Genomic DNA, 22,384 nt, shown 5'->3' on the forward strand with positions numbered 1-22,384 from the left:
TTTGACTAAAATGTAAATTCTAATTATTGTACATAATTATTTTCCAATTTTTATACAAAAATATATTGACATTTACAAGTATTGATTATATGATAGTAAATAAGTTATAATTGAATCCATAATAACGACATCCTTTCAGGGTTAAATTTGTTTGGTTAGAGATTCAATTTTAACATGAAATTAGGGGGTCGTTGTTTTTTTATACAAAAAAACTTGCGAAACCTTGATATATAAAGATTTTAAAAGAAAAGTAGTGTAAAAAACTTTACACTAACTAATTTATTTTAGGAGGAAGATTATGAAAACACTTAATATAAGCAAACAAAACAAAGTGCATCATCATTACTAGAGACTTGGTCTGTTTAAAGACAGATACAAGTCTATCAGTGTAGGCTTGTATCTCTGGTAATGATAAATTAAGTGGAATCATAATTTATTTATAGCCATGTGGGATATATGCCTGCATGGCTTTTTTGTATAAAAATTATTTTAGGAGTGAATTAATTATGAAAAGAAATATTATAAAACCAAGTATATTACCAGGATTCATGGAGTTATTACCAAAGGAGCAGCAAATATTTAATGATATAGTATCTAAAATAACAAGGGTATACGAAGATAATGGATGTTTGGCTATAGATACACCAATAATAGAAAAATCAGAAGTATTACTTGCAAAAAGTGGAGGAGAAACAGAAAAACAAGTTTATAGTTTTCAAAAGGGAAAAAACAATTTAGCATTAAGATTTGATTTAACAGTGCCTTTTGCTAGATATGTGGCTCAATATTATAATGATTTAGTTTTTCCATTTAAAAGATATCAGATAGGAAAAGTATATAGAGGAGAACGAAATCAAAAAGGAAGATATAGAGAGTTTTATCAATGTGATATTGATGTTATTGGTAAAGGAAAATTAAGTATAGATAATGATGCATGGGTTATAAGCTTAGCATCTAAAGCGTTTAAAGCAATAGGATTAACTAATTATAAATTTCAAATAAGTAATAGAAAAATATTAAAAGGTATATTAAGTGAATTAAAAATAGAAAATGTTAATGAGGTAATGATACTAATTGATAAGTATGACAAAATAGGAAAAGAAGTATTTACTAGTGAGTTAGAAAATCTTATAGGTAGTGAAAAAAGTGAGTATCTTAATAATATATTAGATATTAGTGGTTCTAATGAAAAAGTATTAGAAAATCTTTTTAATCTTAATATTAAAAATGAATATTTCATTGAAGGATTAAGGGAACTAAAAAAAGTAAATTTAATGTTGGGAATATTAGGGGTAAATGATGATGAATTTAAAATAAATTTAAAGATTATAAGAGGTTTAGATTATTATACTGGAACTGTTTTTGAAACAATATTAGTAGGTAATGAAAGTTATGGCTCTATTTGCTCTGGAGGAAGATATGATAATTTAGCAGAGAAATATACTGATAATGTTTTACCAGGAGTAGGTATTTCCATTGGAGTTACTAGGTTATTTTTTGTATTAAAGGAAATTGGATTTATAGATAAATATAATATAGAAAATAAGATAGATTATTTAATATTACCTATTGGAGAGACAATAGAGTATTGTGGAGAAGTATTAAAGAATTTACAAGGGAAAGGTTATAAAGCAAATATATATTTTGAAGAGGATTCACTAAAGAAGAAAATGAATTATGCTAATAAATTAGGTGTTAGCAATGTAATTTTAATTGGTGAAGAGGAAGTTGGGAAAGGGGAAGTTAAGGTGAAGAATATGAATAGTGGAGATACTATAAGTATTGATTATAAGTTAATATAAGATATCATTAAAGTTAAATAAAGAAAAATATTTTTAATTATAAAATTAGATTTTTATTAAGATATTTAGGATTGCTTACAGTGAACCGTATCATAGATAATGATGCGGTTTTTTTGTTATTCTTATTAAAGGAATTAGAAATATTGATATATAAAAATAAGAAAATATAACTGCATACAGATTTATAAAAGTGAAACAATATAATGGAGGTGATATGATGAAATCAGTATGGAGTGAAAGTTGTAATTTTGGTAAAAGAGAAGAATTAAATGGAGATATAAAGGTAGATGTATTAGTTATTGGTGCTGGAATAGCAGGAATATTAACAGGTTATATTTTAAGTCAAAGGGGGAGGGATGTAGTATTAATAGAAAAAGATAAAATTACAAGCGGAAATACAAAAAATACTACTGCAAAAATAACATCACAACATTATCTAATATATGATAAGTTAATAAATGAGTTTGGAGAGGAAAAGGCTAGGCAATATGCAAAGGCAAATGAACTTGCTATAAAAAAATACAAGGAGATTATTGAAGAAAGAAGAATAGATTGTGATTTTGAAGAAGTTCCGGCTTTTGTTTACTCACTAAATGAAGTGGATTCAATTAAAAAAGAAGTAGAAGCAGCAAAGAGAGTAGGAATAGATGCAGAGTTTGTAGATAAGATAAATCTTCCTTTAGATATCAAAGGCGCTGTTAAGTTTAATAATCAAGCACAATTTAATCCATTAAAGTTTTTAGTAGATATTACAAAAGAATTAAAAATATATGAGAATACTAAGGCAATAAAGGTAGAAGATAATATTGTAGAAACAAATAAAGGAAAGATAGTAGCTAATGAGATAGTAGTAGCTACACATTATCCAATAATAAATGTACCAGGATTTTATTTTATGAAAATGCATCAAGAAAGATCCTATGTTATAGCTTTAGAAAATGCACAAAAAGTTGATGGAATGTATATAGATTATGAGAGTAATGGATATTCATTTAGAGATTATAATGGACTATTACTATTTGGAGGAGAAGGTCAAAGAACTGGAGAAAATGAAACTGGAGGAAGTTATGATAAATTAAGAAAAGCGGCTAAAAAGCTCTATCCAGAATCAGTAGAAAAATACTATTGGTCAGCTCAGGATTGCATTACTATAGATGGTATACCTTATATAGGACAGTACTCCGATAACACACCTAATATATATGTAGCTACAGGTTTTAATAAATGGGGAATGACTAGTTCAATGGTATCAGCTATGATAATATCTGACTTAATAACACAACAGGAAAATGATTTTTCAGAAATATTTTCGCCACATAGATTTGATTTATCATTATCTATTAAAAATGTTGCTAAAGATATGGCTACAACAGCTAAAAACTTTATTGCACAGAAGGTATATATTCCAAGTAGCGAAATTGAACATATTAAAAATGGACATGGAGGAATTGTTGAGTATGATGGACAAAAGGTAGGAGTATATAAAAATGATGGTGGACAGATATTTACAGTCTCAACAAAATGTTCCCATTTAGGTTGTGAACTTCATTGGAATGCGGATGAATTAACATGGGATTGTCCATGTCATGGATCAAGGTTTGATTATAAGGGAAATTTGATAGATAGTCCTGCGGTTAAGAATATTGTAGAAGATTAAAAAGGCCATAAGAATAGTATGATAGGAATCTTTACAATAAAAATATAATCTCCAATTATGTAAAAAAATAAAATGCATATACTAACTATATTGCAGTAATAAAACAAAGGAAGGAGATTATATTATGAAGAACAAATTATCTAAAGATGCTTATGGTGGTGTACACGGAAAAGATTATGTTCCATATATAACTGATAAATCAAAAAAAGGAACTAATATTGCTGTAATGATAATTGGAATAATATTAGCTGTTATATTTGCAGCATCAACTGCTTATTCAGGAATGAAGTCAGGATTGACAGTGGCAGCAGGAATACCAGGGGCAATAATTGGTTCAATGTTTATAGGAATATTTGCAAAGGATAAAGGTATACTTGGAAAAAATATAACACAAGGAATGTCAAGTGGTGGAGAATCAATAGCAAGTGGTATGATATATGTTTTACCTGCAATTATCTTAATAGGAAGTGATTTTACTTTCTTAGAAGGTATAAGTGTAGGAATAGGTGGAGCATTATTTGGAATAGGAGCTTTATCATTAGTTTATAACTATCTAATAGTTGAAGAACATGGAAAGCTAATGTATCCAGAATCAATGGCAATATCTGAAACATTAGTAGCATCAGAAGGTGGCGGAGATGCTATTAAGTTCATGGGTATAGGTTTTGGAATAAGTGGTATTATTAATGTCTTAACAGGATCATTTTTAAATATAATTAACAATACGATTACTTATGTAGGAAGTAAATTTTATAAATGGAAATTTTCTATTGAGGTAAATCCACTTTTATTAGGAATAGGATTTATAGTTGGATTAGAAGTTTCTATAACTATGCTTGCAGGATCAATATTATCTAATTTTGGTATTGCACCATTAATAGGTTATTTTACTGATATGGCAGAGAGCAATGTTAGGAGCTGGAATGATACATCAATTCTTATTCACCAAATGGATGTAAATGCTATAACAGGAAGTTATGTTAAATATATAGGCGCAGGTATGATGCTTTGTGGTGGTATAATAGGTGCACTTAAACTTATACCAACTATAGTTGTTTCTATAAGAGAAACATTAAAAGCAAAATCACGTAAAGAGGGAAATACAGAAAAAAGTTCAGGTGAAATGATAATACTTTTAGCAGGTGTTGTAATAGCATTCCTAGCAGGATTTTTTATTTCACAAAGTATTTTAATGGCAATAGTATCTGCAATAGTTTCATTAATATTATCATTATTATTTGTAATAGTTGCTGGGCGTTTAACAGGTACAATCGGAACATCAAATCTTCCTGTTTCAGGAATGACAATTGCTTCCTTAGTAATACTAACATTAGTATTTGTAATAATGGGATGGAAAGGGCAAGCAGATAATAAATCATTACTTTTATTTGCAGCATTTATGGTTGTAGCAATATCAGTAGCAGGTGGATATAGCCAATCACAAAAAGTAACTTATGTTATAGGTGGAAGTAAGAAAGAAATGCAAAATTATTTTGCAATAGCAAGTATTATAGGTGTTATTGTTACTACAGGAACAATATTAATACTTTCTAGTCAATTAAGAATTACTGGAGCAGATGCGCCGTTTGCATTACCACAAGCAAATTTAATGTCTACATTAACTTCAGGTATAATGTCAGGAAACTTACCATGGCCAATGATTATAGTTGGTATTGTTATGGCCTTATTTTTATTCTTGTTAGATTTACCAATAATGACAATTGCAATAGGATTTTACTTACCTATAGCTACAACTACAATTATTTTAGTTGGAGCATTAATACGTGTATTTATTGAAAAAATGAGTAAGAGTGAAGAAGAAAAGGAAGTTAAAGTTGCAAATGGAATAAGCCTTTCATCAGGACTTGTTGCAGGGGGTTCTATTATAGGATTAGTAGGAATTATATTACAAGTAACAGGATTAATAAAGCCAAGAGTTCCAAGTGGATTTGCCGCTAGCAACATGATGGGAATATTATTGTTAATAGTCTTAGTTATAGCTACTACAGTTCCTATTATGATGTCAAAGGTGAAGAATCATGAAAGATAATGAGGAGATTTTAAGTTTAAAATTTAGAATTTGTGATAATGTTGAGTATAAGGTTGACGATAATGGAATAGTTACAGTGCTTGAAAAACAGGATCATAAGATTCAAAAGTTTTTCAGAAAGTTAAAATTTAAAATTCCTTTATATAAGGAAATTACCCTTGATGAAATTAGTAGTGAAGTATTTTTACAAATAGATGGTGATAAAACTGTTAAAGAAATTGGTGATAATTTAGAGAAAAAGTATGGAGAGAAAGTAAATCCATTGTATGAAAGATTATTAATTTTCTTAAATCATATATATATAAATTGTGAATATATTGAAAAAATAGATTAGATTTTAAATCTGATAAAGAAGTGTTTTTGTATCATGATAGGAAATGGATAGAGGAAGCTTTAAGCAATATAATAAAAAATGCTATAGGGCATACAGATATCAATGGGAAAATTGAGATAGGATTAGATATATTTATTAGTATAAATCTACTTTGGAAGTAAGAGAGTACCTTACTTCCAAAGTAGATTTTTTTTCAATAAATAGGAAAGGATAAAATCAACTGTGAAAACTATTTCAGAAATTTGTTGACAAACATATACGTACAAGTTATTATTAAAGCATAACATGAGATGTACGTACAAGTTTTGAATAAGGAGGAAAAGCGATGGGAAAGTATATTGATGAATCAAAAAGATTGCTTGAATGTGTAGGAGGAAGAGAAAATATTGCTGCAGTTACACACTGTGTAACACGTATGAGATTTGTATTAAAAGATACAGCTAAAGCAAATAAAGAAGAGATTGAAAAAATAAAGTCTGTAAAAGGTACATTTATTCAAGCTGGACAATTCCAAGTAATTATAGGGAATACAGTAACAGATTTTTATAACGATTTTGTAAAGGTGTCTGGAGTAGAAGGAACGAGTAAAGAAGATGCAAAAGATGCAGCAAAATCAAATATGACTTTTATTCAAAGACTTATGGCAAATTTAGCAGAAATATTTTCACCACTTATTCCAGCAATTTTAGCAGGATTTGTATTAGTTTATTTAGAGAGATTCTTTAGAAAAATATCACCAGCAGCTATTTCTATGATAATAGTACCATTCTTTGCATTAGTACCATCAGTACTTATTGCACATACAGTACTTGGTCCTATAGGCTGGAAAATTGGGGATATGATTTCAACTGTAGTATATTCAGGGTTAACATCATCATTTAGTTGGTTATTTGCAGGTGTATTTGGATTTGTTTATGCACCATTAGTTATTACTGGTTTACATCATATGACAAATGCTATTGATCTTCAATTAATGTCACAAGTTGGTGGTACATTATTATGGCCGATGATTGCTTTATCAAATATTGCTCAAGGTTCAGCAGTACTTGCAATGATATACTTACATGGAGTGCTGTATTCTGGTGTAACCATGACCAACCTAGAGCAATATCAAGATTTGGAAATGATAAAAAATATCATAATGAAAGTGGTAAAATGTTAGCCACAACTATTCATATGATGAGAGGAACACCATATATTTATCAAGGTGAAGAATTTGGAATGACTAATCCTTACTTTGATACAATAGAAGAGTATAGAGATGTTGAGTCAATAAATTATTATAATATATTAAAAGAGCAAGGTGAATCAGAAGCTGATATTGTAGAAATTTTAAGATCAAAATCAAGAGATAATTCAAGAACTCCGATTCAATGGAATAGTGAAGAAAATGCCGGATTTACAACTGGAACACCATGGATACCAGTAGCAAAATCTTATAAAGAAATAAATGCAGAAAATGCTCTTAAAGACAAGGAATCTATATTCTATCATTATAAGAAATTAATATCATTAAGAAAAGAATATGATGTTATTTCAAAGGGTAATTTTAATATGATCTTAGAAGATAATAATAAAGTACTTGGATATACTAGAAATTATGAAAATAAGACATTAGTTGTTTTAAATAATTTCTATGGAGAAGAGGCAAAGATAGATATTCCATCTCAATTATTAGAAAATAATAATGTTAAGGTATTAATATCTAACTACTCTAATGAAGTTAAATTAAATAAGGAAATGACTCTTAGACCATATGAATCAATAGTTTATTATATTGAGAAATAGCATATTTATATGATAAAATTACTATGGTGATATAAATGGATAAAAAGTATTTAAATATATATAACATTATAGTAAATAAAATAGAAAGTAAAGAATATCAAAGTAATGATAAGTTACCATCAGAAAAGGAACTAATGGATCAATATAATGTATCTAGGGATACTGTTAGAAAATCTTTAAATATGTTAGAGCAAAATGGATATATACAAAAGACTAAAGGAAAAGGATCTTTTGTATTAGATATAAACAAATTTAACTTCCCAGTATCAGGTGTGGTTAGTTTTAAAGAAATTGCTCAAAAGTCTACTAGTAATATAGAAACTTTTGTTGAGTTTTTGGATTGCATATATCCCCAAAAAAATATAGCAAGAGGATTGGAAATTACTGAGGATGAAAAGGTGTGGAAGATTATTAGAACAAGATCCTTTGATGGAGAAAAGGTAATTTTAGATAAAGATTATATGATTAAAAGGTTTGTAGACAATCTTACATATGATGTATGTAAGAATTCCTTATATGAATATGTAGAAGATGTATTAGGATTAAAAATTGCATATGCTAAGAAGGAAATAACAGTGCAAAATGTAACTGAAGAAGATAAAAAATATCTAGATATGAAAGGCTTTGATATGATAGTAGTAGTAAAAAGCTACACATATTTAGATGATACAAGTTTATTTCAATATACGGAATCAAGGCACAGACCAGATAAATTTGTATTCGTAGACTTTGCACGAAGACATTAAATTTGATATTATGTAGATATAAAAAATTGCTATTTTATCTTTCACCAAAGGTAAAATAGCAATTTTTATTTAATGTACTAATTTTTAATAAGGTAAAGGTGTGTAGTAAGTATATGGTTTCCAGTTAGTAGTTATTTTTTCTTCTTTTATTGAATAGGTAACATCCAAATCATTTCTTTTATATTCATTAAATTCATTTAATAAGTTATTAAATTTAACAGAAAATTGAATGAGCGCTTCAGGTATTAATGAAACAGAAGCATTAAATTTTTCTAAAGGATTTAAATAAGAATCACTACTTCTAAATGAAGTGATAGTATTTATAGCAACATTACTTGCATTATTAGCCATTTCATTTATTTTAGACTTTAAAGATTCATTATAAGTATCTGGATAACTTATATCTAAAGTAATGCTATAGTTAGTATTTCTATATTTTAAGCATGGAATTCCTGATTCAAGTTTATCATCATCTATATATCCTATAGTTTCTATTATATAATCTTCTTTGACTTCGGGAATATCTATAGAGGCCAATGTTTTAGTATAAATATTTTTAGTTCCATTTATAGAATATTCTTTTTTACTACTTTCTAATGGCAAACTATTATCTCTTAAGTTTTCACACTCTTCACAAATATCATCCGATCTATAACATATAAATGAGTCTATTCTTCTTAAATCTAATCCAAAGTAAACCCAAGAAAAGCCAAGCCATCTAAAACCTGATACAGAGCGTCTATCTACATTAAGTAAGAATGTCCAATAGCTTCTACCACTAACTTCCCATATATAAGTATATTTAAAAAGACAAAATCTTATTGAATTAGGGCTAACTGCTTTTGTATCTTTAGATGATGAAAAGTTTTGAACTCCTTTATCCTTTTTACTAGGAATATAGTTAGGTGGAGGAGATTTTGGCATGTTAGGTTGACCTGGTGAACCGCCAGGGAAGTTGCTTCCGGGTAAATTAGGAAAGCCGGGTAAAACAGGAAAGCCTCCAGGGAAATTTCCGCCAGGTGGCAATTCAGAGCGTGAATTTAGAAATTCATAAGAAAAAGGAGAAAATTCATAATCTGAATAAGGAGAATTTAGATTGTTATTGTTATTTGTGAAATAATTATAATTATTTTTGCTCATTAAAAAAATGCTCCTAATTAAATTATTATAAAAATATTATATTCAATGTAAGAGAATAAGTTAATTTTTAAAATTTAAAAAATTTTATACTCAGATAAATAAAATGATGAATATTATAAAAAAGAAGGGTAGTAAATATGAGAATTTTATGAAGGGGGTAATATATGATAAAAGTAATGATTATTTGCGGATTAGTATTATTAATGTGTATAACTTCTACTAAAATATTATATAAGTTTGGGGTACCAATTCTTTTAGTATTTATAGTATTTGGAATGTTATTTGGATCTGATGGACTTGTTGGAATATACTTTAATGATTATCAATTGGCTAGTAAAATAAGTACCATAGCATTGATATTTATAATGTTTTATGGAGGATTTGGTACTAATTGGAGTATGGCTAAACCAGTTGCAATACAATCAATTTTTATGTCAACATTAGGGGTTGTTTTTACAGCACTATTAACAGGATTATTTTGTTTTTTTGTATTTAAAACAACATTGTTAGAAGGATTACTTATAGGATCAATTGTTGGGTCTACAGATGCAGCATCTGTATTTGCAATATTAAGATCTCAGCAGTTAAATTTGAGAGGATCAATTGCATCTATGTTAGAGTTAGAAAGTGGTAGTAATGATCCATGTGCATATATGCTTACAGTAATAATATTAGGGTTAATGGCTGGTGGGGGATATGGTAATATAATCCCAATGATAATAAAGCAAGTTATAGTAGGAATAGTAGTTTCAGTTGTTTTAGCTAAATTATCTATTTATTTATTGAGGCATGCTAAATTTGAAATAGAAGGGTTTTATCCAATCTTTGTAACTGCTATAGCAGTGTTATCTTATTCATTAAGTGAATATTTTTCAGGAAATGGATATTTAAGTGTCTATATTACAGGTATTATAATAGGAAATGCAAAGATACCACATAAGAAAAGTATATTTCAATTTTTTGATGGAATATCATGGATTATGCAAATTATGTTATTCTTTTTACTTGGATTAGTGGCATTTCCATCTAAGATACCATCAGTTATGGTTAAGGGAATATCAATTTCACTATTTATGATTTTTGTAGCAAGGCCAGTTGCAATATTTAGTATTTTATATTGGTTTAAGACACCTATAAAAGAAAAAGTTTTTGTATCATGGGTAGGGATAAGAGGTGCGGCATCAATAGTTTTTGCAATATTTGCTGAAACATATGGAGTTGCAATAAATAATGATATTTTTCATATAATATTTTTTATAGCATTATTTTCAGTGGCTGTACAAGGTACAGTTATTCCAAGATTAGCTAAAAAATTAGATTTAATAGATAATGAGGAGTCTGTTTTAAAGACTTTTAATGATTATAAAGAAGATAAGAGTACAAGGCTTATAGAGTTTACAATCGATGAGCATAATATTATAGCTAATAAAACAATAATGGATGCTAATATACCTGAAGATATTCTTGTGGTAATGATAAAGAGAAATGGCGATGTATTTGTACCAAATGGATCTACAGAAATTTTACCAGGAGATATATTGGTATTATCAGGAAATAAGCTTAAACATTTCAATGAATATAAAGAAGAAAAGAGTACCACATTAACAGAGGTTTCTGTTGAGAAAAAAAGTAGTTTAATTAATAGAGCCATAAAAGATGCCAATATTCCTGATGATGTTCTTATAGTTATGATAAAAAGAAGAGGGGAAGTAATAGTTCCTAATGGAAATACAGTAATTCTTCCAGATGATATATTAGTTATAACATCAAATAATATGGAAGAAATAGAAGATTTATTAACTGTATAATTTAGTGGAAATTCACCATAAAATTATGGTGAATTTTTGTATGAAGTAATATTTGATATTTATAGAATTAACATAACTTTGAAAAATTAACTTTTTATTTATTATATATTTATGTAAGATAGATATAAGAAAATTTTTACTAGAAAGAGGTACATAGTATGAATATGGAATTGATTATGTTAGGAACAGGTTCTGCAATGGTAACAAAATGTTATAATACTTGTTTTGCATTAAGAAATAATAACGAGTATTTCTTAGTAGATGCAGGTGGTGGAAACGGAATATTAGCCCAATTAGAAAAAGCTGAAATTGATTATAAAAATATTAAAGGTATGTTTGTTACACATGGACATACAGATCATATAATTGGAGCAATATGGATAATAAGAAAGTATGCATCATTAATGAATGAAGGAAAATATGAGGGTGAATTTAATATATACGGACATAATGAAGTTGTTAATATATTAAATACTTTAAGTAATATAATGTTAACTAAAAAATTATTAAAATTTGTTGGTAATGGTATTAATATTTGTGAAGTATGTCATGGAGATAAAATAGATGTTATAGGAATGAATATAGAATTTTTTGATATAGAATCAACTAAGGATAAACAATTTGGATTTAAGGCAGTTCTTCCAAATAAAAAGACATTAGTTTGTCTTGGTGATGAGCCTTATAAGGAGATTTCTAAAGTATATGTTGAAAACTGTAATTGGTTGCTTTCAGAAGCATTTTGTTTATACGCAGATAGAGAAATATTTAAGCCTTATGAAAAAAATCATAGTACGCCTATTGAGGCAGGAAAACTTGCAAAGGAACTTAATGTAGAAAATTTAGTTTTATATCATACAGAAGATAAGAAGCTTCCAGAGCGTAAAAAGCTTTATAGTGAAGAAGCAAAATCTGTTTATGATGGACAAGTATTTGTTCCCTATGATTTAGAAAGAATAGAACTAAAATAAAAATTTATATAATAAGATTATAAAATTTAAAATTAAGTTGTAAAATTATAGTGTTTTTAAATACTATAATTTTACAGTTGGATATGGACAAATTTAATATATTTAGATATACTTAGTTAGTTGTTAAATATAACGATAATAAAATAATATTGGTTAGAAATAGATATATAGAAATATCTATTTTTATTAAAAAGGAAGTTAGGTGAAAGTCCTACACAGTGCCGCTACTGTATTTAGGGAATGGTATTTCAAAGTAATCCATTGAGCATATATGCTTGAGAAGGAGAAATAACGTGATGATCTATAAGTCAGGAGACTTGCCAGTATTATAATATCGATACTCTTCGGTAAAAGAGTGATATTAATAAAAATTAAATATCAAACAAGTAAGAGTATCCTTATATCTTTATATTGAAATAAACAAATATAAACAGATAAAGGGAGACAAAGATGAAAAAATTCAAAAACTTAACAGCAATTCTATTAAGCACAATGCTTATCTTAGGACTTGTTTCTTGTGGGACAAGCAATCAAGAGTAAGGAGATGTAGATTCAAATTTACAGTCTCAAGAAAATAATGACTCACATTACCCAGTAACTATAACAACTTATAATTATTCGAAAGAACCTGTTGAAATAACTTTCGATAAGGCACCAGAAAAGGTAGTAGCTATTTATCAAAATTCAATTGAAACTATGCTAGCATTAGGACTAGAGGATAGAATAGTTGCAGCTGCAGTCCTTGATCATGACGTAAAAGATGAATACAAAGAAGCTTTTAGTAAGGTGAATTATTTAGAAGAGTTTACTGTTAATGAAGTTTCTTCAAAAGTAAGTAATGAAGAAAAACAAAGTGCTATGGTAATAGAGTTTTATGATGATGAAATATATACATATGGTTCTAAAACTTTAGCAGGGGATATGGTAACAAAATTAGGAGCAGAGGTTTTAAATCCTGAAGGTGGAAATATAGGAGCAGGAGATTTAATTAAGCTAAATCCAGATTGTATTTTTGTTTCTTATATGGACATGGGAGATGAAAATATTCCAGTTGAAGAGGTAAATATCTAATATAGGGGGAAGAAGTAACTCTATAAAGCTACTTTTGGCAGGAATGGCATTAAGCTCCGTTTGTAGTTCTTTTTCAAGTTTTTTAGTCTATATATCAGATGACTCACAAAAGCTGAAAACTGTAACTTTTTGGTTAATGGGGAGTTTAGCAGGAGCTAAATGGAATGAAATAATCATTATATTACCAGTTATAATTTTAGGAACAATATTTTTTATTACTCAATATAGGACATTAAATTTAATGTTATTAGGAGATGAAGTATCAATTACATTAGGTACAGATTTGCATAAATTTAGAATTATATATCTATTAATCTTGCAAGAGCTTTAGCACAACAGCCACAATGTTTAATATTAGATGAGCCAACAAATCATTTAGATATAAAATATCAACTGCAGAGTAAATTAAGAAGCTATATCTAAAATTAAATTTTAAATTTAGATATAGCTTTTTTTATTTATATTTTATTCAAAAGCTCTAACTCTTAGTTTTATTCCTAAATCATCACATACTCTTTGACTTGCTTTAATATCTTCCTCACCAATACAATCAACAACAGTGAATACAACATTAGGAATATAAGACTTACATGATACAGCGAATTTTTTCATGGCATCATAAGATTCAATTCCAAACTTACTCTTAGTTATTTCATAAAATTCTTTAGCTGTTGGTGCATTAAGGCTTATAGAAACTGTATCAATTAATCCTTTTAGTAAAGGTGCAATATCTTTTTTATTAATTAAATCTCCAAGACCATTAGTATTAATTCTAATTGGAATTTTTGGGTTTCTATCTTTTATATATTTAGAAACTTCAATTATTGCATCTAATCTTTCAGTTGGTTCTCCAAACCCACAGAATATAATTTCATCGTAAAGATTAATATCAATAGATTCAAACTCACTAATTACTTCATCTACTGTTGGTTCTTTTTCCAACCATAGACTATTAGATTCAAGCATTTTTTTAGTTTGTCTTAAACAAAATGTACATGCACATGGACAACGGTTAGTCAAATTTACATATATATTTTTCTTTATACCATTAGATTCCATTTCTTCGATTGTTATATTTTTTAAGCTTATAAAATTTCCATTATCACTAGTATATAGAATAACCATATTACCCCATCCTTTTATATTATTTTAATTCAGTTAAGAATTCTTCAAAGCAAACACCATAGTTATCTGGTAAGTTTAAATCAGTAGTAAATTTTAATGATTTACTAATAAAATCTGTTGCTTTTTTTACTGCATCTGCAAAATCTTCACCTTTAACAAGACTAGCAGATACAATAGAAGAGAAAACATCACCAGTTCCTGAACGGTCTTCCCCTATTTTTTCAACATCTATAATTTTATAAGGTTTATTAATTTCAAATATAAAATTTTCTATTGCTCCTTGTCTTTGTAAGCCAGTAATTACTATTTTACTTGGACCCTGAAGAGATAATCTTTCACATAATAAATATAATTCTTCGTGTGTCGGAGTATCAGCAGGATAAGATAAATCTAATAATCTACAAAGTTCAGTAAGGTTAGGTGTTAATACATCTGCATATTTAATTAGGTTTTGCATTTCTTTGCACATTTCATCTGTATAAGTAGAATAAAGCTTGCCATAGTCGCCCATAACAGGGTCTATTAAAACTATATTATTATCAGTTTTAAATTTATCTAAAAAGTCTATTACTATCTTAATTTGTTCTTTAGAACCTAAAAAGCCTGTGCATATTCCATCAAAGTTTAATCCAAGGATTTCCCAATTATTAATATATTCTTTCATTTTAGGAGTATAATCTTCAAAAAAGAAGTTATTAAATCCAGTGTGGTTTGAAAGTATAGCTGTTGGTATGAAACAACATTGAACTTTAAGTGCTGAAATAATAGGCAATGAAACGGCTATGGAACATCTACCAAAACCTGTTATATCATTTATAAGAGCTATTTTTTTTTGATTAAATCCCATCATTCTTTTCACATCCTTTAAATATTAATTATAAAAGAAGAATTTGGGAAAATCAATTTTAGAAGCTTTGTAACGATACAATATTGTATTTATAAAAATTAAGAAGGTATGTCATAATGAATTTAAAAATTTAAGGTAATATAATTTTTGATTTTGTTAAAATTTTTTAAATAAAAAAAACTAGACTATAGATGTCTTATTTAGAGAATACTATATAAATTAAAAGTGAATTAATTCATAAAAATAAATAAAATTTAAAGTTAATTTAAAAGTAAATGAGGTATGGATATGAATAAATTTATAGAACAAGCCAAATTAATAAAAGATGATATTATAAGTTATAGAAGAACTATTCACGAAAATCCTGAAGTAGGTGCAGAATTACCTAAAACAAAAGCTTATGTAATGGAGAAGCTAAGAGAGTTTGGATATGATCCAAAAGAAATATGTGAAAGTGGTATAGTTGCTACAATAGAAGGAAATAAAGTAGGAAAAACATTTTTATTAAGAGCTGATATGGATGCACTTCCAATGGAGGAAGCTACTGAATGCGATTTTAAATCAAATAATGGTTGTATGCACTCTTGTGGACATGATATGCATACAGCAATGCTTCTAGGAGCTGCAAAGTTACTTAAAGAAAATCAAGATGAAATAGAAGGAACTATTAAGTTAGTATTCCAACCAGATGAAGAAGGGTTTACTGGAGCAAAAAAAATGTTAGAAGCAGGAGTACTTGAAAATCCTAAAGTTGATGCAGCAATGGCAATGCATGTACATTCTGGAACACCTTCAAATCTTATATTATGTGGTTTAGGAACTAGTATAGCAGGCTGTAATAGATTTAGAATAGTTGTAAATGGAACAGGATGTCATGGAGCAATGCCTGAACTTGGAGTAGATCCAATTAATATAGCAGCTCATATATATATATCTTTACAAGAAATAATAGCTAGAGAAATATCAGCTACAAAGCCTGCAGTTGTAACTATAGGAAAGTTTGTAGGAGGAGAAGCACCAAACATAATACCAGGAGAAGTTATTATGGAAGGTACTATAAGAAGTTTAGATAAAGAAGTTGGAGAATTCATATTTAACAGAATTAAAGATATAGTTGAATCTACTGCTAAAATGTTTAGAGGAGAGGCTAAATTAATAGAATTATCATCAGTACCACCATTAGCTAATGATACTGATTTAGCTAAAGAGCTTACATCTTATGTGAAGGATTTAGTAGGAGAAAAAGCTGTGTGCTTATTTGAAGGAGGAGGAATGGGTTCAGAGGATTTTGCATCTTACTCATATGAAGTTCCAAGTGTTTATCTTATGTTAGGTGCTGGTATAAAACAAGAAAATCCTTTATACGGTGAACCAATGCATAATGAAAAAGTAGTATTTAATGAAGATATATTAGTTACAGGAGCAGCTATGCATACATATTGTGCTATTATGTGGTTAAAAAATAATAAATAAGCACAGTAGAATTGAAAAAATGAAAGGTAAAAATAATGAGATTATTAGATATTGTATTTTACCTCTTGAGAAGTAGTTCTAAAGTTACGATTAGTGAACTTTCAAGAATTTATAATGTATCTACAAGGACTATAAAAAGAGATCTAGATAAACTATCGGTATTAGGCATTCCTATAATAATTCATAGGGGGAAAAATGGGGGTGTTGAGATAGATGAAGACTATGTAATAAGACGACAAATGTTAACATATAATGATTATGAAGAGCTAATTTTAGCATTATATATCGGTGAAAATATAAGTAAGAATATAGATAAATCATTTTTAATTGACAAATTTAGAGTAGTAGAGAATGAGAAGTGTTCTGAAATTTTAAGTAAGTTTAAAGAAAGATTCATAGTAGATTTATATGAAGAAAAATTTGATACTAAAAATGAAATTTGCAAGGAAATTGATAAAGCTTTAGATAATAAATGCTTTATAGAGATAGAAACAAGAAAAGGAAAATCAGTTATAATTCCAATTTCATATGTTTTAAGAAAAGAAGGATTATGTTTATATTGTTATAGTGAAGAATATAATCTTATATTAATAAATGAAATATATAATGTTAAAATTCTTAATAAAAGTTATGATAATAATATAGTTAGTTATATAGATAATAAAAAGAATTTAAAGGTAATATAAAACAGAATTTGTTAAATTCTAGAAACAAGACATTAAATGTCTTGTTTTTTGTTATTATTATTAAAGTAATCAATAAGTTATATTAATTGATAATTTGTATTTTGATGTAAAGATTATAAGGATTAAAGAGAATAAATGATGAATTTAGGAGCGAAATCAAAAAAATGGGTAAAAAGATCATATTATTTATGGTTATATTTACTGTTTTGTTAAGTGGGAATACTTTAGCATTTTCTAGTAAGATTAATTTTTATAATAGTTCAGTAGCTGAATTAGATAAAATAAATTTTAATAGTTTATCCTCAAAGGATGGGTTAACAAGTGATCTTATAACTTATATTTATCAAGACTAAATAGGATATATGTGGATAGGTACTGAAGATGGATTAAATCAATACAATGGAAATATAGTAGTTCAATATAATTATGAAAAAAATAATAAAAAAAGTCTTACTTCAACTTGCATAACAAGTATAAATGAAGACAGCTATGGTAACATATGGGTTGGAACTGATTCTGGATTAAATATTATTAATAGAAATGAGGATAAAGTAATAAGAATAGAATCAAATAAAGAGTCAGAAGATATTTTATCTGATTATATGATAACCTCAATATATAGAGATAGTAAGGATACTATGTGGGTTGGTACTACAAATGGTCTTAATAGGTATGATGAGAAAAATAATAAATTTATAAAATACTATTCAGATGGAACTTATAAAAGCATAACTAATAATTACATAACAGATATAGATGAGAATGAATCAGGGGAGTTATGGGTATCTACTAGGGATGGAATATCTATTATAGATTTAGATACTTATGCGGAAGTGGATTAATAAGATATATAGCAAGTACTAATGAAACAAAAATTTATAACGAAGGGCCAGACTATTTAATAAGTAACTCAATAAGGTGTTTATATGAAGATAGAAGTGGGGTGCTATGGGTAGGGACGAATAAGGGGGTTAGTATATTTAATAAAAACACAAAAGAAATAATATCATATCCTTATGAAGAAATAACTCCAAATCTATTTTTCAATGAAGGTTTAAAAATATTAAATGATGACAAATATGTATGGATTGCAAGTGAACAAGGACTTTATAGATATAGTAGAGAAAATAATGTGATAGTTAATTATAGAGAAAATTTTATTGAAAAAGGTATTACTAACTATAAAGTATTTGATATTTTTCAAGATGAAAGTGATGAAAATATTCTTTGGTTAGCTGGGGGAAAAGAAGGAGGATTAATAAAGTTTCATAAAACTGAAGGTGTAATTAAAAATTATTTATCAACTTCAGAAGAAAATTCATTAAGTTATGATTCTATAAATTGTATTCAAGGAGATGAAAAAGGAAACCTTTGGATAGGAACTGAAGTAGGATTAAATAAGTTTAATATTGAAAAAGAGACGTTTACCCTAAAGTAGATAAAGTAGTTTTAGATAACTTATGGATAAATAGAGAATTATTCATAAGTGATGGCGATAACATAGAACTTAATTACGATGAAAATAATATAGCAATTCAATATTTTCTTCCTGATTATGCTCGAATAGGTAGTATAACTTATTTATATAAAATGGATGGATTAAATGAAGAGTGGAATATTAGTAGTAGAGATGGGTCTGCAGTTTATACAACATTGAAACCAGTGGAAGAAAATAAAAAACTTTACGAGAAAAATATTAGAAATGAAAAGTTTAAAAATGATTATTCCATAGTATTACCTATAAATTAAAAAAATAGCATTATATTTATAATGAAAATAGGGAATATGTTATATTTGATGCAAAATAAAAATAAGTTAAAAAGGAAGGTAAATATAATGGAAGTTAATAAAAGTATTTGCCCTATTTGTGGAAAACCCAATAATTGTGCATATGAGAAAGGGTTATCACATGGAAGCTGTTGGTGTGAGAAAATTGAGGTTCCTAAAGAATTAAGAGATCAAATACCTGAAAATTTACGAGGAAAAGCTTGTATTTGCAAAGAGTGTGTAATGAATTATAAAGAGAAAAGTAGTCAATAAAATGAAAAAGTGACATCTCTATATAGGAGTATATGGAGATGTCACTTTTTTGTATAAAAATATTAATAGAAAGATATGCAAAAGATATTTTTTTAGTAGGGTTTATAAATTATTAATATTTTTAATGAAAATTATTAACAACTTCTATGAATAAAATTAATAGATTAAAACTATGCTAACTCATTGAAATAACTATAGAAAGTGATAAAAAAATAACAAAGTTTATAATTAGATTTAATAATACTATTCAAAAAAGGAATAATATCATTCCTAAAATGAATTAAAAGTGGGTTTGATTGTCTGTAATATAACAAATGTAAAGTTTGTGTGTAAAACCTTGTAGAAAATTGTAGAAAAAATAACAATAAAAACGAGGATGGATTTAGACACTAATTTTAGAGGAGTTATAAAATGATTTTCGGAAATATAAAGTGTAATGAAAATATATCAAGCTATCCAATGGCTATCCAAAAAGCTATAAATTACCTTAAAGAAAATGATTTAGTAGCAATGGAACCAGGAAGATATGAATTAGATGGCGATAATATGATTTTACAAGTACTTGATGTACAAACTACTGAAAGATGCAATTTACGTCCAGAAGTACATGAAACATATATTGATGTTCAATTCCTAGCAAGAGGAAAAGAGAAATCTCCAGCTGACTTAGAAAGTGCAGCACACGTTATAAAAGTAATGGATGATATATTAGAAGAGTATAGAAAAAGATATTAATTAAAATTTAGTTAGGCATTGCTAATATTATGAGAAACTTATATTATTAAAAGGTTGTCTTTATAAAATTTATATTAGCAATGCACTACTAAAAAATTTAAATAACATTGTTAATTAATAAATTAACGAATTAATACGTTAATCAGGGAGGCCCTGAAGGATGGGGTGGAGTTCTTGTAAACTTCATATTTGGAGCATGGTTTGGTAGAATAATGCTAGAAACAGGTATAGCATCTACTATGATTAAAAAGATAGTAGAATTTGGTGGAGATAAGCCTATTGTTACTTCTACACTTTTAGCTATAGTTACAACAGCAGTATTTTCAAGTATGTTTGGAGCAGGAGCAGTTGTTGCTATCGGAGTAATTGTACTTCCAATATTATTATCATTAGGTATTCCTAAGGTTACAGCAATTATATCATTCTTATTATCAATTGGAGCTGGTTTATATATAAATCCAGTTATATTTAACCAATATCAAGCATTCTACTTAGGACCAAATGGAGAGCAAGCATATTTCTATGATTCAACATACTTAAGATGGGGATTTGTAGCTTTAGCAGTTCAATTATTAGTTGCTATAATAGTTCCTATGATAGCTATAAAGAAGAAGAAGAGAGTTCATTAAAAGATATAGATTTAGGAACAGGAAGAGTTATAAAAATATCTAATAGTATAATTAATAAAAGAGATTTAACTATTAAGAATATAGAAAGTAAAATTAATGAATTGAAAAAATTGGGGGTTCAAGTACTTGTAACATCTAGAGCTTTTGGAGTAGATGATATGAGCGATGAAATAATGGTTGCAGAAGTAATTTCTTCTATAGGAGTTGCGCTTTCTATGATAAGAGAATCTGTTGAAAGAGTGATACCTAATCCAACACCTCAAGATGTGAAAAATATTAGAAGTGAAGTTATGACTAGAGTAATAGAAAATGGAGCAGATCCATCTAGTGTGGATATACATATTGAAATTGATAATACTACATCTAAGCTTATTGCAATTGCAACAGGAGCAGCAGAAGCTAAAGCAATGGATTTATTAAAGGAATGTACAGAAGAAGAAGCTAAAGAGTTAGCTGCAAAGGATATGAATGTAGATATAAAAGATGTTAATCTAAAAGATAAAACTAATAATTTTTATGTTTTTGATGCAGAGATAAAGGGAAAAGAATTGATTCGTATTTTAGATAAAAAAGGATTTATTAAGGTACAAAGAAATAATGGTACAGTAGTAAAGAAGAAAAACTGGAGCTAATAAAAAAGGCTAATTTATGTGGGAGAGAATATGCAAAAAAGATAAGGGAAGAAAATGGAAGTATAAATGTATATAAAATTACAAAAAATTTAGGAATTAAAGTTGATTATCCTCAAAGACCTAATGGAGGAGGTCATATTATATTTGCACAATTTGTTAATCCTAATAAAGTCACTATTTTTAAAGATAGTGTTGATAAAGCAATAGATTTAATAGATAAAGAAAATCTTCAAGAGCTATTTAACAATGTAAATATAGAGGAAATTTTATTAGCACATGAAATTTTTCATTATATAGAAGAACACAATAGAGATGATATGTTTATTCAAACAGAAAAGATAAGATTTTAGAATAATTATTTTTAAATGATGCAATTGTTGAGGTTAATCCGTATTGTGTTAAAACAGCAATTGTTCCAATGTTTAATGTGCAGTTTTTAGATGAAGAATGTTTACGCATTGCTTGAATAATATTATTATAATCATCTAAAAACTTTAAGGCATATATGTAGAAGTCTTCCCCTGCTTCAGTTAATGACGTTACTCTTGAATTTCTATCAAACAATGTAGTATCAAGTTCTTTCTCTAAAGCTTTAATTTGTTTTGATAAAGATGATTGAGAGATACAAAGTTCATTGGCTGCAGTTGAAAAGCCATTATATTTTTTTACAGCCCAAAAATACTGTATTTGTTCAATAGTGATAATAATCACCTCGCTTAAAAAAATGTCATAATATATATTATATACTTATAATTAAAAATGGCTAGTATTATTTCAATAGTCCCTACAAATTAATTTCTAAGGAGAATACGAAGAAAATTATATCTTTTAGCTTAAAATCCAGTAATAAAGA

At 27.5% G+C, this 22,384-nt stretch carries 23 protein-coding genes, 3 pseudogenes and 1 riboswitch; of the genes and pseudogenes, 22 read left to right on the forward strand and 4 right to left on the reverse strand.

The genetic code is table 11. From position 1 onward, the window contains the following. Positions 1–506 precede the first annotated feature (506 nt). From hisS to treR, 7 genes and pseudogenes are all read left to right on the forward strand, one after another. Positions 507–1,802, forward strand: a complete 1,296-nt coding sequence (gene hisS / locus I2E98_RS12575; protein WP_195469247.1) for a histidine--tRNA ligase — start codon at positions 507–509, stop codon at positions 1,800–1,802. A gap of 217 nt (positions 1,803–2,019) precedes the next feature. After that, the gene (locus I2E98_RS12580) at positions 2,020–3,459 is read left to right on the forward strand and encodes an FAD-dependent oxidoreductase (RefSeq protein ID WP_195469248.1); all 1,440 of its coding nucleotides are present in this window, start codon (positions 2,020–2,022) and stop codon (positions 3,457–3,459) included. Positions 3,460–3,583: 124 nt separating this feature from the next. Then, a complete protein-coding gene (locus tag I2E98_RS12585; RefSeq protein WP_195469249.1) occupies positions 3,584–5,509 on the forward strand; it encodes an oligopeptide transporter, OPT family in 1,926 nt (641 codons plus the stop codon). Continuing rightward, positions 5,499–5,843 carry a PqqD family protein gene (locus I2E98_RS12590; RefSeq protein WP_195469250.1) on the forward strand — a complete coding sequence of 115 codons (345 nt, stop codon included), beginning with the start codon at positions 5,499–5,501 and terminating at the stop codon, positions 5,841–5,843. Before I2E98_RS12585 ends, I2E98_RS12590 begins: the two co-directional genes overlap by 11 nt. A 325-nt stretch (positions 5,844–6,168) precedes the next feature. Beyond that, positions 6,169–6,906 (forward strand): annotated as a pseudogene (locus I2E98_RS12595) (glucose PTS transporter subunit EIIB); the annotation flags it as partial. A 2-nt stretch (positions 6,907–6,908) separates the two neighbouring features. After that, positions 6,909–7,631, forward strand: a pseudogene (locus tag I2E98_RS12600) (alpha-amylase family glycosyl hydrolase); the annotation flags it as partial. 35 nt (positions 7,632–7,666) lie between these two features. Beyond that, positions 7,667–8,377 carry a trehalose operon repressor gene (gene treR / locus I2E98_RS12605; protein ID WP_195469252.1) on the forward strand — a complete coding sequence of 237 codons (711 nt, stop codon included), beginning with the start codon at positions 7,667–7,669 and terminating at the stop codon, positions 8,375–8,377. 84 nt (positions 8,378–8,461) lie between these two features. Here the strand turns inward: treR and I2E98_RS12610 are convergent, their stop codons facing one another. Next, a complete protein-coding gene (locus tag I2E98_RS12610) occupies positions 8,462–9,517 on the reverse strand; it encodes a hypothetical protein (RefSeq protein WP_243251130.1) in 1,056 nt (351 codons plus the stop codon). Positions 9,518–9,681: 164 nt separating this feature from the next. Here I2E98_RS12610 and I2E98_RS12615 point away from each other — a divergent pair, with 164 nt between their 5' ends. From I2E98_RS12615 to I2E98_RS16070, 5 genes and pseudogenes are all read left to right on the forward strand, one after another. Then, a complete protein-coding gene (locus I2E98_RS12615; protein WP_195469253.1) occupies positions 9,682–11,325 on the forward strand; it encodes a potassium/proton antiporter in 1,644 nt (547 codons plus the stop codon). A gap of 158 nt (positions 11,326–11,483) precedes the next feature. Beyond that, a complete protein-coding gene (locus I2E98_RS12620) occupies positions 11,484–12,293 on the forward strand; it encodes an MBL fold metallo-hydrolase (RefSeq protein WP_195469254.1) in 810 nt (269 codons plus the stop codon). Positions 12,294–12,426: 133 nt separating this feature from the next. Then, positions 12,427–12,633: riboswitch (cobalamin riboswitch) on the forward strand. Positions 12,634–12,989: 356 nt separating this feature from the next. Beyond that, positions 12,990–13,364: an ABC transporter substrate-binding protein gene (locus tag I2E98_RS12625; RefSeq protein WP_195469255.1), complete on the forward strand. Its 375-nt coding sequence runs from the start codon at positions 12,990–12,992 to the stop codon at positions 13,362–13,364. Between the two features lie 43 nt (positions 13,365–13,407). After that, positions 13,408–13,695, forward strand: coding sequence for an iron chelate uptake ABC transporter family permease subunit (locus I2E98_RS12630; RefSeq protein ID WP_243251135.1), 288 nt, complete (start codon positions 13,408–13,410; stop codon positions 13,693–13,695). Next, positions 13,680–13,763 (forward strand): annotated as a pseudogene (locus tag I2E98_RS16070) (ABC transporter); the annotation flags it as partial. The gene I2E98_RS12630 and the pseudogene I2E98_RS16070, both read left to right, overlap by 16 nt. A 66-nt stretch (positions 13,764–13,829) precedes the next feature. On the opposite strand, the gene I2E98_RS12635 reads toward I2E98_RS16070, so the two are convergent. Then, positions 13,830–14,489 (reverse strand): TIGR04100 family radical SAM protein, encoded by a 660-nt coding sequence (locus I2E98_RS12635; protein ID WP_195469256.1) that lies wholly within the window; start codon positions 14,487–14,489, stop codon positions 13,830–13,832. A gap of 19 nt (positions 14,490–14,508) precedes the next feature. Next, positions 14,509–15,339 (reverse strand): pyridoxamine kinase, encoded by an 831-nt coding sequence (locus I2E98_RS12640; RefSeq protein ID WP_195469257.1) that lies wholly within the window; start codon positions 15,337–15,339, stop codon positions 14,509–14,511. Positions 15,340–15,624: 285 nt separating this feature from the next. Here I2E98_RS12640 and I2E98_RS12645 point away from each other — a divergent pair, with 285 nt between their 5' ends. The 10 genes from I2E98_RS12645 (at position 15,625) to I2E98_RS12690 (ending at position 21,531) form a co-directional block, all read left to right on the forward strand. Beyond that, on the forward strand, positions 15,625–16,809 hold the full coding sequence (locus I2E98_RS12645) for a M20 family metallopeptidase (protein ID WP_195469258.1): 1,185 nt from the start codon (positions 15,625–15,627) through the stop codon (positions 16,807–16,809). Positions 16,810–16,844: 35 nt separating this feature from the next. Beyond that, entirely contained in the window at positions 16,845–17,495 is a 651-nt protein-coding gene (locus I2E98_RS12650) for an HTH domain-containing protein (protein WP_195469259.1), read from the forward strand. 164 nt (positions 17,496–17,659) lie between these two features. After that, positions 17,660–17,848, forward strand: a complete 189-nt coding sequence (locus I2E98_RS12655) for a hypothetical protein (RefSeq protein ID WP_195469260.1) — start codon at positions 17,660–17,662, stop codon at positions 17,846–17,848. A gap of 9 nt (positions 17,849–17,857) precedes the next feature. Then, entirely contained in the window at positions 17,858–18,337 is a 480-nt protein-coding gene (locus tag I2E98_RS12660) for a two-component regulator propeller domain-containing protein (RefSeq protein WP_195469261.1), read from the forward strand. Positions 18,338–18,396: 59 nt separating this feature from the next. After that, the gene (locus I2E98_RS16225; RefSeq protein WP_347708039.1) at positions 18,397–18,933 is read left to right on the forward strand and encodes a two-component regulator propeller domain-containing protein; all 537 of its coding nucleotides are present in this window, start codon (positions 18,397–18,399) and stop codon (positions 18,931–18,933) included. A gap of 152 nt (positions 18,934–19,085) precedes the next feature. Then, positions 19,086–19,244 (forward strand): hypothetical protein, encoded by a 159-nt coding sequence (locus tag I2E98_RS12670; RefSeq protein WP_195469262.1) that lies wholly within the window; start codon positions 19,086–19,088, stop codon positions 19,242–19,244. Between the two features lie 87 nt (positions 19,245–19,331). Further along, positions 19,332–19,535, forward strand: coding sequence for a cysteine-rich CWC family protein (locus tag I2E98_RS12675; RefSeq protein WP_195469263.1), 204 nt, complete (start codon positions 19,332–19,334; stop codon positions 19,533–19,535). A 411-nt stretch (positions 19,536–19,946) separates the two neighbouring features. Then, positions 19,947–20,270 (forward strand): YhcH/YjgK/YiaL family protein, encoded by a 324-nt coding sequence (locus I2E98_RS12680; RefSeq protein WP_243251132.1) that lies wholly within the window; start codon positions 19,947–19,949, stop codon positions 20,268–20,270. 212 nt (positions 20,271–20,482) lie between these two features. Then, positions 20,483–20,899: a hypothetical protein gene (locus I2E98_RS12685; protein ID WP_347708037.1), complete on the forward strand. Its 417-nt coding sequence runs from the start codon at positions 20,483–20,485 to the stop codon at positions 20,897–20,899. Continuing rightward, positions 20,812–21,531, forward strand: a complete 720-nt coding sequence (locus I2E98_RS12690; RefSeq protein WP_195469264.1) for a hypothetical protein — start codon at positions 20,812–20,814, stop codon at positions 21,529–21,531. Before I2E98_RS12685 ends, I2E98_RS12690 begins: the two co-directional genes overlap by 88 nt. 321 nt (positions 21,532–21,852) lie before the next feature. Here I2E98_RS12690 and I2E98_RS12695 read toward each other — a convergent pair whose 3' ends face one another. Then, a complete protein-coding gene (locus I2E98_RS12695) occupies positions 21,853–22,242 on the reverse strand; it encodes a LysR family transcriptional regulator (RefSeq protein WP_347708038.1) in 390 nt (129 codons plus the stop codon). Between the last annotated feature and the right edge of the window lie 142 nt (positions 22,243–22,384).

Origin of the sequence: Clostridium sp. D43t1_170807_H7 (assembly GCF_015555905.1) — a bacterium.
GTDB lineage: Bacteria > Bacillota > Clostridia > Clostridiales > Clostridiaceae > Clostridium.

Bases quoted from the DNA above. Each gene is read 5' to 3' on its own strand.
- I2E98_RS12635 (WP_195469256.1), bottom strand. From the start codon at position 14,489: ATGGTTATTCTATATACTAGTGATAATGGAAATTTTATAAGCTTAAAA.
- I2E98_RS12580 (WP_195469248.1), top strand. From the start codon at position 2,020: ATGAAATCAGTATGGAGTGAAAGTTGTAATTTTGGTAAAAGAGAAGAA.
- I2E98_RS12645 (WP_195469258.1), top strand. From the start codon at position 15,625: ATGAATAAATTTATAGAACAAGCCAAATTAATAAAAGATGATATTATA.
- I2E98_RS12670 (WP_195469262.1), top strand. From the start codon at position 19,086: ATGGATGGATTAAATGAAGAGTGGAATATTAGTAGTAGAGATGGGTCT.
- I2E98_RS12650 (WP_195469259.1), top strand. From the start codon at position 16,845: ATGAGATTATTAGATATTGTATTTTACCTCTTGAGAAGTAGTTCTAAA.
- hisS (WP_195469247.1), top strand. From the start codon at position 507: ATGAAAAGAAATATTATAAAACCAAGTATATTACCAGGATTCATGGAG.
- I2E98_RS12680 (WP_243251132.1), top strand. From the start codon at position 19,947: ATGATTTTCGGAAATATAAAGTGTAATGAAAATATATCAAGCTATCCA.
- I2E98_RS12585 (WP_195469249.1), top strand. From the start codon at position 3,584: ATGAAGAACAAATTATCTAAAGATGCTTATGGTGGTGTACACGGAAAA.
- I2E98_RS12630 (WP_243251135.1), top strand. From the start codon at position 13,408: ATGGCATTAAGCTCCGTTTGTAGTTCTTTTTCAAGTTTTTTAGTCTAT.
- I2E98_RS12660 (WP_195469261.1), top strand. From the start codon at position 17,858: ATGTGGATAGGTACTGAAGATGGATTAAATCAATACAATGGAAATATA.
- I2E98_RS12640 (WP_195469257.1), bottom strand. From the start codon at position 15,339: ATGATGGGATTTAATCAAAAAAAAATAGCTCTTATAAATGATATAACA.
- I2E98_RS12625 (WP_195469255.1), top strand. From the start codon at position 12,990: ATGCTAGCATTAGGACTAGAGGATAGAATAGTTGCAGCTGCAGTCCTT.
- I2E98_RS12620 (WP_195469254.1), top strand. From the start codon at position 11,484: ATGAATATGGAATTGATTATGTTAGGAACAGGTTCTGCAATGGTAACA.
- I2E98_RS12615 (WP_195469253.1), top strand. From the start codon at position 9,682: ATGATAAAAGTAATGATTATTTGCGGATTAGTATTATTAATGTGTATA.
- I2E98_RS12610 (WP_243251130.1), bottom strand. From the start codon at position 9,517: ATGAGCAAAAATAATTATAATTATTTCACAAATAACAATAACAATCTA.
- I2E98_RS12655 (WP_195469260.1), top strand. From the start codon at position 17,660: ATGGGTAAAAAGATCATATTATTTATGGTTATATTTACTGTTTTGTTA.
- I2E98_RS12590 (WP_195469250.1), top strand. From the start codon at position 5,499: ATGAAAGATAATGAGGAGATTTTAAGTTTAAAATTTAGAATTTGTGAT.
- I2E98_RS12675 (WP_195469263.1), top strand. From the start codon at position 19,332: ATGGAAGTTAATAAAAGTATTTGCCCTATTTGTGGAAAACCCAATAAT.
- I2E98_RS12685 (WP_347708037.1), top strand. From the start codon at position 20,483: ATGCTAGAAACAGGTATAGCATCTACTATGATTAAAAAGATAGTAGAA.
- treR (WP_195469252.1), top strand. From the start codon at position 7,667: ATGGATAAAAAGTATTTAAATATATATAACATTATAGTAAATAAAATA.
- I2E98_RS12690 (WP_195469264.1), top strand. From the start codon at position 20,812: ATGGGGATTTGTAGCTTTAGCAGTTCAATTATTAGTTGCTATAATAGT.